Source organism: Aerococcus sp. L_32, from assembly GCF_050689315.1.
The window spans coordinates 1-10,576 of record NZ_JBOEQF010000076.1 but is presented as its reverse complement, the minus strand read 5'-3'; the positions used below and the strand labels follow the sequence as shown (position 1 = coordinate 10,576).

Here is a 10,576-nt window from a genome sequence, read left to right as displayed (position 1 = left end):
GCAACATGCTTTTGTTCATTATTTGATGGTAGAACAAGGATTACGTTACTTGAAACCGAATGGTTGGGGTATTTATATTGTGCCTGCTGGCCTTGTCCAAGATGAAAATATTAAGACCTTAATTGAAGCCATTGGGGAGCATGGTTATTTCCAAGCTTTATTGTCGCTACCAAGCAATCTTTTCAATAATGAGAAATCTAGAAAAGCCATTTTATTAGTGCAAAAAGCGGGCGACAAGGCTAAACAAAGTGAGAATGTACTTGTTGGTGAAATTCCGGACTTGAAGAGTAAGGAAGAACTGCCTAAGTTCTTGGGGGCTTTTGAAAACTTTCTTGAGAAAATGAAGTAGACTTTGAAATAGCTACTTTGCAAAAAATGCATTTCACAGGGAATAGAATACAAATGTCTTTACCATAACGAAACATGTCATGTTATAATGAAGTATATAAAATAATATTGATTTAAGATTAAAGGAGATAAAGAATGTCTAAAGTAATTGCTGTAAACGCAGGTTCTTCTAGTTTAAAATTTAAAATTTACGAAGTGCCTAGTGAAGATGTTGTAGCGTCAGGTCAAATTGACCGTATTGGAATCGGTAACTCTAACATTTCTATTAAGTATGGTGATGGCCAAAAATTTGAGGATGTTAAAGATATTGATGATCATGAAGTAGCTATTGAATTCTTATTAAATCAATTAAGCACTTTAAACATTATTACTAGCTATGATGAAATCTCTGGTACTGGTCACCGTGTGGTAGCTGGTGGAGAAATATTTAAAGAGTCTGCGTTATTAGATGATGAGGCAATTCAAAAGATTGAGGATTTAGCAGAATTTGCGCCTCTACATAATGGACCAGAGGCCCGTGCTATTCGCGCTTTCCAAAAAGTATTGCCTGGAAAACCTGCTGTCGGAATTTTTGATACATCATTCCACACAACAATGCCTGAAGTAGCTTATTTATATTCTATTCCATTAGAGTACTATGAAGAATTTGGTGCTCGTCGTTATGGTGCACATGGCACTTCACACAGATATGTAGCAAATCGAGCAGCTGAACTAATGGGTAAACCAATTGAAGATTTAAAAATTATCACTTGCCATTTAGGTAATGGTGGTTCAATTACTGCTGTAGATGGTGGAAAATCTGTTGATACTTCAATGGGCTTCACACCATTAGCAGGTATTACAATGGGGACACGTTCTGGTGATATTGATACATCTCTAGTTCAATTTTTGATGAAGAAATTGAATATTACTGATATCGATGATATGGTCTCTATTTTGAATAATAAATCTGGTTTATTAGGTTTATCAGGTGTGTCATCCGATATGCGTGATGTTGAAGATGCAGCTGATAATGGCGATAAACGTTCACAAACTACTCTAGAAATTTTCTACGATCGAGTACGTAAATATATTGGTCAATATATTGCAGTTATGGGTGGCGTTGATGCCGTTGTATTTACAGCTGGAATTGGTGAAAACTCAGGACGTACACGTGCTGAGATCATTGATGATCACATGGCATTCTTTGGTATGAAGATCGATGAAGCAGCAAACGATACACGTGATGAAGCAAAAATTTCTAGCGAAGATTCAAAAGTTGCTATCTATACGATTCCAACGGACGAAGAGTTAGTAATCGTTCGCGATACTGTACGTTTAGGTAACATTAACGAATAATCAAACATTTTCCAAAGGACTCAAGTTGTCTCTGATTAGGCAACTTGGGTCTTTTTTTATCGAATTATGTAATTTAATTTCATTAATATAAATTTTCCCATGATAATTCATAATTTATTGAAAAAATATTTCAAAGTGCTATAATAAATTTTAAGTTAAACGTTTTCAAATTAAAAGAGAGTAAGTTAAAGCTGAATGAGGTGAGTATATGTATGGTTTTTCCGTATATTTAAATGAAGCAATTGATCGTGATCACATCGACCGGATGGTTGCTGCTGGTTTTACTGGTATTTTTACATCAATCCATATTCCAGAAGATGATCCCACCGCCTATCTAGATCGGATGCGAGACCTTGGCGCCATTGCGAAGGCTTACGACTTGTCGCTAGTCGTGGATATTTCAGGGACCAGTCTCCATAAAATTGGTGTGTCATTTGAAGATATCAGGCCAATCATTGATCTAGGGGTTACGGGTTTGCGGATTGATTATGGCATTGGTTTTAAAACGGTGGCTCGTTTAAGTCGTGAAATTCATATCGCTTTAAATGCCAGCACACTGACTGCACAAGATCTAGAGCAACTCCAATATTATCAAGCGGATTTAAGTCATATTACCGCCTGGCATAACTACTATCCCCGCCCAGAAACTGGCTTAGACATGGACACCTTTAAACGCCACAACCGGTGGCTGAAGTCGACGAGTCTTCGGACCATGGCTTTCGTCCCTGGTGATGACAAAACGAGGGGGCCCATCCACGCCGGCTTGCCGACGGTTGAAGCCCACCGAAGCCTGCATCCTTTGGCGGGAACCCTAGATTTAATCACTAATGGCCATATTGACGATGTCTATATCGGTGACCCAGCAATTTCACGGGATGCCCTTTTTCAATTTAAAGAATATATTGAAAAAAACCAGATTTGTTTAAGGGTGGAGAGTGAAAGGGACGCGGTTGCTGAACAAGTGGAATGGATTTTAGGTGACCATACTAATCGGCAAGATGCGGCAGCTTTAGTGATTAGAAGCCAAGAATCAAGACTACAATTAAGGTCAAATGACCCAATCAAAGCAGTGAATACTGATGCGCGACAATTTGGCGCTATCACTGTCGATAATGAAGGCTACGGACGCTACCAGGGTGAAGTACAAATTTGTAAGGTCGATTTACCGCAAGATGAGAAAGTCAATGTGGTTGGTCAGGTTGTTCAAACAGATAAAAGCTTAATCCCCTATATTTGGCCCGGACAAACATTTAGATTATTGCAGAAGTAATGGAGGACGAAAAAGATGAGTGTAGAAATTAATCAGTTAACGACTGAGAAGCGCAATCCAAATACTATGCATTTGGACCAGATGTCAGTTGGTCAAGTACTTGAGCTGATGAATAAGGAAGACCAACAGGTGCCTGAAGCAATTGCTGAAGCACTTGGACAAATTGAAGCGGCGGTTGAAACGATTATTCAGTCGTTAAAAGCTGGCGGTCGATTAATTTACTTTGGGGCCGGAACGTCTGGTCGTTTAGGCGTCTTGGATGCAGCTGAGTGTGTACCGACCTTTGGGGTCTCACCAGACTTAGTGGTCGGCTTGATTGCTGGTGGTGACAAGGCCATGGTCGAAGCGGTTGAGGGCGCTGAAGATTCGCTGACTTTAGCGGAAGAAGATTTCAAGAAGTTGAACTTAAATGCCAATGATACTGTCGTTGGGATTGCTGCTTCTGGACGGACGCCTTATGTAATCGGTGGCTTGCAATACGCCCAAAGTATTGGTGCGAAAACGGTGTCTATTGCCTGCAATCAGCAAGCGAAGATTAGCCGTTTTGCCCAAATCCCTATTGAAGTAGATTGTGGGCCAGAAGTTTTAACTGGATCTACGCGGTTAAAAGCCGGGACAGCCCAAAAGTTGATTTTGAATATGTTATCGACGGTTTCGATGATCGGCATCGGGAAAGTCTATCAAAACTTGATGGTGGACGTGCAAGCAACGAATGAGAAATTAGAAGAACGGTCTAAACGGATCATTATGGCAGCAACTGAATGTTCATATGAAGAAGCAGCAAGCTATTTTGAAGCCGCTAATCACAAGGTTAAAGTAGCCATCGTGATGATTTTAACCAATTTAGATGCGACTGAAGCTAGTCAAAAAATTAATGCAGCCAATGGTTTTGTAAATCAAGTATTACAGTGATAAGGGGATGGGTATCATGGCTAAAACAAGTAATGAAGCACGATTAGCACAAGCAATTTACCAACATATAGGTGGTCCAGATAATGTCAGTAAAGTCTATAACTGTATGACTCGAGTCCGGATCAACATTAAAGATGACCAGCAAGTAGATATGGAAGCCTTGAAACAAGTAGATGGCGTCATGGGCGTTGTTGAAGACGGGGACACTTTACAAGTGGTTGTAGGTCCAGGGACGGCAGCCAAAGTAGCCACTGTTATGGCTGACCAAGGTCGCGTCCAACATGGACGGCAAGTTCAAGAAAATCTTGACCATGACTTAACTACAGGTCGGTCTGAAGCTGAACGAATCACTGCAGAAAATAAAAACAAACAAAAACAAAAGAACAATACACCTTTTAAACAAGCACTGAAAGTGATTGCGTCGATCTTTGTGCCTTTAATTCCAGCCTTCGTCGGAGCCGGTATTATTGGTGGTATCGCGTCAATTATTCAAAATATGCTGACGGCGGGTGCATTAGAGCCGGGTATGTGGGACAATATTTTTCTTGTCCTTAAAATCCTTCAAAACGGGTTATTTGCCTACTTAAACATCTACATTGGTATTAATGCTGCCCGGGTATTCGGTGCAACAGAAGGCCTTGGTGGGGTTGTCGCAGGGGTTACTTATTTGACTGGTATGTTACCTGAAGCGCCACTACCAAATATCTTTACAGGTGGCGACTTAGCGGCTGGTCAAGGTGGGGTCATCGGGGTTATTATCGCCGTTTACCTATTGTCACTAGTTGAGAAAGCCTTACGTAAAGTCATTCCGGATGCCATTGATATCATCGTGACCCCAACCATTTCCTTATTAGTTGTTGGGATGATGACCATCTTCTTGATTATGCCGATTGCAGGTTTCGTATCCACTTCACTTGTTGGTGCCATCAACTGGGTATTACAAGTAGGTGGCGCAGTCGCCGGCTTTATCCTTGGGGCGAGCTTCCTTCCGCTAGTAATGTTTGGCCTGCACCAAATCCTGACCCCTATCCATATTGAAATGATTGCGGCTACAGGTAAGACCGTACTACTACCAATCCTTGCTATGGCGGGTGCCGGTCAAGTAGGTGCCGCCTTCGCGCTTTGGTTAAAATGTCGCCAGAACAAGCAATTAACCAACATTATTAAAGGGTCTCTACCAGTAGGTATTCTAGGTATCGGTGAACCCTTGATATACGCCGTAACTCTGCCCTTAGGTCGTCCCTTTGTCACAGCCTGTCTAGGTGGTGGAATCGGGGGTGCTGTCCTTGGGGCAATCGGTGGCGTTGGTGCTACTGCCATTGGACCATCAGGTGTCGCCTTAATTCCATTGATTGCTGACGGACAATGGCCAGCATACGTGATGGGTCTTGTCGCAGCTTATATTGGTGGCTTCATCCTGACATACTTCTTCGGTGTGCCCCAAACTGCCCAAGAAGCCAGTGAAATTACTGGATCGCCATCAAATACCATGGAAGGCTTAGACAATTTATAGTAAGATATGAATAAGTGGAAAAGGGCTGTCAACTCCTTGCTGGCAGCCCTTTAAATTTGTGAAATGATAGACGATAGAGAGGTGCCAAGATGGCAAGAAATGTCCTTCAAACAATCAACGAAATGCTGAAAGACTTACCCAAGTCTGAACAAAAGATTGGTCAACTTGTTTTAGAGCGGCCAAAAGATGTTATCCAGATGAACGCAACCGAGCTCGCAAAAGAGGCCAAGTCAAGTCCAGCGGGGGTTATCCGTTTTTGCCGTTCGATTGGGATCAGTGGCTTTACCGCGTTAAAACTCGCTTTATCTGCACAAACAAGTCAAAGAGGCGATTTAAACTATACGGATATTGATGCAAACGAAGGTCTAGATACCATCAAAGAAAAGCTGGCAACCAATGCTAGTGTAGTCTTCGCCGATACCAATGTCAGTCTCTTAAACCAAGATATCGATCAAGTTACGGACTGGATTATGGCTAGTCCAGTGGTCTTTTTATATGGACTCGGTGCATCAAATATTGTAGCCCAAGACTTCCGGCAAAAATTTACCCGGATTGGTAAGCAAGTCATGGTGACCCAAGACCAACACGAACTAGTCGCAGCAATGGCCATTGCCCCAAAAGACTCACTATATATTGGGATTTCCAATTCAGGTGAAAAAGCTGAAGGAACCAGAGTCATAAAGATGGCCAAAGAACTTGGTTTAAAAACCGTTTCCTTAACTAAAGCGGGTGCCAATACTCTTGCCAATTTAGCCGATATTCCCTTACATACGGCTGATACCAAGGAGGCTTTGTTACGGAGTGGAGCAACCATTTCCTTGTTAGCCCAGCTTTATGCCATTGACCTGCTGTTCTTTTCTTATATGACGAAAAATTATGACACCCATGTTCAAAACTTAGCTTTATCTAAAGAAGCAACCACCGCAATCGACAGCTTTTACCAAGATTAAAAAGGGTGCTGAATTACGACAGCATATATTTAAAACTGAAAGTAAATTTATGCTAAGTAGACTAGTTCTTTTCCAAAGGGCTAGTTTTTTCTTTGTTCATTTAGTTTGGCGAAGAGTGGTCATTTTTCAAGGGGATTTAATCGACTTTTAATGAAGCGCAAAATTTGCTATGATGGTAGGTAGAAACTTGAAAGAGAAAGGATGAAGACAGGTGCTAAAAATATATGGCTTAAAACAATGTTCCACAACACAAAAGGTGAAAAAACACTTGGAAGACCAAGGGTTAACCTTTGGGGAAATCATCGACATCCGTGATCAACCACCCGTGGCTGAAGAAATTGCCTGGGCGCTGGACCAAGTAGAGGGTAAATATACAAAAATATTAAACACATCAGGCGGTTTGTACCGTGAATTAGGCCTAAAAGACAAGCTAACCGATATGTCAGAAGAGGCATTTTTAGACTTACTGTCTGAACAGGGCATGTTAATTAAACGACCACTAATTGTTGGCGATGAAGTCGCTACAGCAGGGTCAAAAGTCGATTTTTTGGACCGAATCTGGTTAAGCAAATAAGGCTAGAAAATAAGGTTAAAACTAGGGAAATTATAGGATAAAGATTCTTGGAGGGATTTTATTTGGAAATTGAAGCCTTAAAGGATTTAATTGCAGGGCAAGAAAGCGACATGTTCGCCTTTTTAGAAGAATTAGTGAATACAGAATCAGGAATTGACCAAATTTCTGGTGTCAATCAAGTGGGGGCAATTATAAGCCAATGGTGTGAAAATATTGGCATGACCACCCGGACCATTCCCCATGATCGAGCAGGGGACTTGTTGATTGCTGAATATAAAACAGCTGAAAACAAGCACCAGAAACCCATCGTTTTATCTGGGCATATGGACACCGTCTTCAATGCCGGTGTAACTAAAGACCATCACTTCCGTATATTATCGGATAAACCAGGATTCGCCAAGGGTGCTGGCCTGATGGACATGAAGGGTGGCATCGTCATCGCCATGTATGTAGTGAAAAACTTGATTGAAATGGGCTATCAAAAACACCCCCTAAGTCTAATTTTTATACCGGATGAAGAAACCCTCCACCGGTATTCAGATACCCGCCAGGAAATGATTGGAGAATTACAGGACGCAGCCTTAATGCTGAACTTTGAACCCACACCAACCTTTGATGAAATTGTGGTCGGCCGTCAAGGTGGCATGATGATGAACGTAACCGTCGAAGGTGTCCAAGGTCATTCCGGTATGGAAGTTGGAATCGGCCGGTCAGCCGTTGTGGAATTAGCTCAGAAAGTCGTTGCCCTAGAAGCCTTAACCGATATCCCGCGCAAGAAATTGATCAATTGCGGCATTATCAATGGGGGCGTTTCTGCCAATACGATTCCAGGTACCGCCAAAGGAAACTTCTCACTGAGATTCCCAAACCAGACCATTAAAGAGGAAATTATCGCGGACATCGAACGCGTTATTGCTGAACCCTATATAGCAGATACAATGACCAAATTTGAAATTGAATCTGGCGTAGATGCCATGGTTTACACCGATAAAGTCGATCAATTAGCAGACCATTACGTAGCCACGGCTTACAAAATGGGTTATGGTCCTCTAGCTAAGGTCGAAAGCCAAGGTGCATCCGATGCCTCTCTAGCATCTCTTGTAGACATTCCCGTTATTGACGGCTTGGGTATTGTGGGGACAGGTGCCCACACCCTTGAGGAAGAAGCTGATTTGACCTCACTTAGACCAAGAGTCGCACTATCCATTCAAGCCATCTTAGATTTATAATAAACTAAGCAAACCAAATAACCGCCAACCTGGAGACATGACATCACTTAGTTGGCGGTTTATTTTGTTTGAGTAAATCTTTTGCTGAGAATTTAGTCAGCAATTTGTTCATTGTCTAAATTCGTACGAACCACTAACACATCACATGGGGCATTACGAATCACATATTCAGAAACAGAGCCGATAAATAAACGTTCAACAGCATTTAAACCAGTCGCACCAATCATAATTAAATCTGCTTTATTTTCAGGCGCTAAAGTATGGCAAATTTGGTACTTGGCGGAACCATAATCAATCACAGTTTCCACTCGTTCAATCCCTGCTTTACGCGCTTCTTCCTCATAATCAGTTAACATGACTTTAGCACGTGTTGTAACGGCCTCAGGAATGACCTCATTATACATATTTGTTGTTTGGAAGGCAGAGGTGTCAATAATATGGGCAACAATTAGGGTAGCATTGTTACGCTTAGCAACAGCTACAGCCTTTTTAAACGCTAATCTAGACTCGTCCGAACCATCAATTGGGGCTAATATACGTGAATATTCTTGATACATTTTCCTCACGCTCCTTTGTACTTATTATACCACTTAAAAAGTATAAAGTAAGCGCTTAAGTATCGTTTTGCAGTTATACAGGTAAAAAAAATGAAAAAACTGATAGCAATATACCAGTATTGCAGGCGAGGATAAGCAAAAGCAAAAGAAAAGTATAACAAAAAAAGGATGCGATAAACGCATCCTCTAAAAAGTTAATTTTATAAAAGAGCTCCGTTATGTGCCGTGATGAGATCTATCTGTATTGAACCCGCATTGATATACAGGTGGGAACCACATATCTACTTCAACAGTCCTCGTGATGAGGCGTTATATCCATAAACCTTGGCAGTTCCCTAGATAGCTAATTGTTCGGTCAACACATGTAAAGAAATCGCGAACACTACAGAGGAATTCTTCTTATAAGTATCATACAGGCTTTTGACGATAATTTCAAGTTTTAGACTCTGAAAAAGTCGACAATTACCTTAATTTTAACATTTATAAGTGATTAATTACCTTCACGTTTACGGCGGTTTTCAGCTAAAGCCCGTTCATAATTCCCAGTGTCTCCGGCTTCGTAATACCGTCTACCAACTAGGGTATCTGGCAGGTATTGTTGGGCTACCCAGTGGTTAGGGTAGGCATGTGGAAACTTGTATTCATTGCCGTGACCTAATTTTTCTGCCCCTTTATAGTGCGCATCTTTTAGGTGTTTTGGAATGATACCAGACTTACCAGCCCGTACGTCAGCAAGGGCGGCGTCAATTCCTTCAATGGCCGAATTGGATTTAGGCGATAAGGCTAAATCGATAATGGCGTTGGCTAAAGGAATCCGAGCTTCGGGTAGGCCTAATTGGTTGGCCGCTTGAACTGCGGCTACGGTTCGTTCGGTTGCTTGTGGGTTGGCTAAACCAATATCTTCATAGGCTATGACTAATAATCGCCGACATAAAATGGTCAATTCACCGGCTTCAATTAACCGTGCTGCGTATAAGAGGGCAGCGTCTACGTCGCTTCCACGAATAGATTTTTGAAAGGCTGAAATGACATCGTAATGCATGTCTCCGTCTGCGTCGTGGGAGAATGATTTCATCTGCATACTTTCTTCCGCAATATCCAAAGTAATATGGATACGGCCATCCGCATTTTCGTCTGTTGATTTAACGCTTAGTTCTAGGGCATTTAAGGCCGACCGCAAATCACCAAAGGCTGCATGGGCAAAGTGATCGATAGCATTGTCATCAATATCTACTGGGAAACTGCCTAATCCGCGGTCACTATCGGTTAAGGCCCGTTCTAAACCAGTTTTAATATCTGCTTCATCCAGTGGTTCTAATTGAAAAATTTGGGCCCGAGAACGGATGGCTGGACTGGTGTTAATAAAGGGATTTTCAGTTGTGGCCCCAATTAAAGTTATCAAGCCTGATTCCAAATGGGGTAGTAGAAAGTCTTGTTTTGTTTTATCTAACCGGTGGATCTCGTCTAGTAATAAGACGATACCGCCAGAAAATTTAGCTTCCTCAACTACCGCCTGTAAGTCCTTCTTGCTGTCTGTAGCGGCATTTAATTTTCTAAAGGCATATTTAGTAGACCCAGCGATGGCTGAGGCAATCGACGTCTTTCCAATACCGGGCGGTCCATATAAAATCATGGATGATAATTGCATGGCTTTTACCATTCGGAAAATGATTTTGCCTTCTCCAACCAGATGTTGTTGGCCGACAACTTCTTCGATTGACCGCGGTCGCATGCGAAAGGCTAAGGGATTGTTTTGTGGCATTTAACTGGCTCCTCTCTTGACTATACTTGCCTTAATTATATCATAGGTGATCCAGGTTAGCGAATATACGTTCGTTTTCCAATAAAAAAGTAAGACAGAAAAATAGTCTGACAAGCACATTAA

10 protein-coding genes and 1 other RNA gene are annotated in these 10,576 nt (G+C 41.8%); 8 read left to right on the top strand and 3 right to left on the bottom strand.

What is annotated here, in order from left to right:
- The 8 genes from ACRCJ0_RS06665 to ACRCJ0_RS06630 form a co-directional block, all read left to right on the top strand.
- A partial coding sequence (locus ACRCJ0_RS06665) for an N-6 DNA methylase (RefSeq protein ID WP_431389960.1) occupies positions 1 to 349 on the top strand: 349 nt, incomplete at its 5' end.
- Positions 350 to 483: 134 nt separating this feature from the next.
- Positions 484 to 1,686, top strand: a complete 1,203-nt coding sequence (locus tag ACRCJ0_RS06660) for an acetate/propionate family kinase (protein ID WP_431389959.1) — start codon at positions 484 to 486, stop codon at positions 1,684 to 1,686.
- A 208-nt stretch (positions 1,687 to 1,894) separates the two neighbouring features.
- Positions 1,895 to 2,956: a DUF871 domain-containing protein gene (locus ACRCJ0_RS06655; RefSeq protein ID WP_431389958.1), complete on the top strand. Its 1,062-nt coding sequence runs from the start codon at positions 1,895 to 1,897 to the stop codon at positions 2,954 to 2,956.
- Positions 2,957 to 2,971: 15 nt separating this feature from the next.
- The gene (gene murQ / locus ACRCJ0_RS06650; protein ID WP_048729650.1) at positions 2,972 to 3,868 is read left to right on the top strand and encodes an N-acetylmuramic acid 6-phosphate etherase; all 897 of its coding nucleotides are present in this window, start codon (positions 2,972 to 2,974) and stop codon (positions 3,866 to 3,868) included.
- Between the two features lie 16 nt (positions 3,869 to 3,884).
- Complete coding sequence (locus tag ACRCJ0_RS06645; RefSeq protein ID WP_431389957.1) at positions 3,885 to 5,381, top strand: PTS transporter subunit EIIC; 1,497 nt, start codon at positions 3,885 to 3,887, stop codon at positions 5,379 to 5,381.
- Positions 5,382 to 5,470: 89 nt separating this feature from the next.
- A complete protein-coding gene (locus ACRCJ0_RS06640) occupies positions 5,471 to 6,331 on the top strand; it encodes a MurR/RpiR family transcriptional regulator (RefSeq protein ID WP_420085672.1) in 861 nt (286 codons plus the stop codon).
- Between the two features lie 211 nt (positions 6,332 to 6,542).
- Positions 6,543 to 6,905 carry a Spx/MgsR family RNA polymerase-binding regulatory protein gene (locus ACRCJ0_RS06635; RefSeq protein ID WP_059134497.1) on the top strand — a complete coding sequence of 121 codons (363 nt, stop codon included), beginning with the start codon at positions 6,543 to 6,545 and terminating at the stop codon, positions 6,903 to 6,905.
- 62 nt (positions 6,906 to 6,967) lie between these two features.
- Entirely contained in the window at positions 6,968 to 8,134 is a 1,167-nt protein-coding gene (locus ACRCJ0_RS06630; protein WP_431389956.1) for a M20/M25/M40 family metallo-hydrolase, read from the top strand.
- 92 nt (positions 8,135 to 8,226) lie between these two features.
- Here ACRCJ0_RS06630 and ACRCJ0_RS06625 read toward each other — a convergent pair whose 3' ends face one another.
- From ACRCJ0_RS06625 to ACRCJ0_RS06615, 3 genes are all read right to left on the bottom strand, one after another.
- Entirely contained in the window at positions 8,227 to 8,691 is a 465-nt protein-coding gene (locus ACRCJ0_RS06625; protein ID WP_026465877.1) for a universal stress protein, read from the bottom strand.
- 206 nt (positions 8,692 to 8,897) lie between these two features.
- A non-coding RNA gene (gene ssrS / locus ACRCJ0_RS06620) (6S RNA) lies at positions 8,898 to 9,085 on the bottom strand.
- A gap of 96 nt (positions 9,086 to 9,181) precedes the next feature.
- Positions 9,182 to 10,453, bottom strand: coding sequence for a replication-associated recombination protein A (locus tag ACRCJ0_RS06615; RefSeq protein ID WP_431389955.1), 1,272 nt, complete (start codon positions 10,451 to 10,453; stop codon positions 9,182 to 9,184).
- Between the last annotated feature and the right edge of the window lie 123 nt (positions 10,454 to 10,576).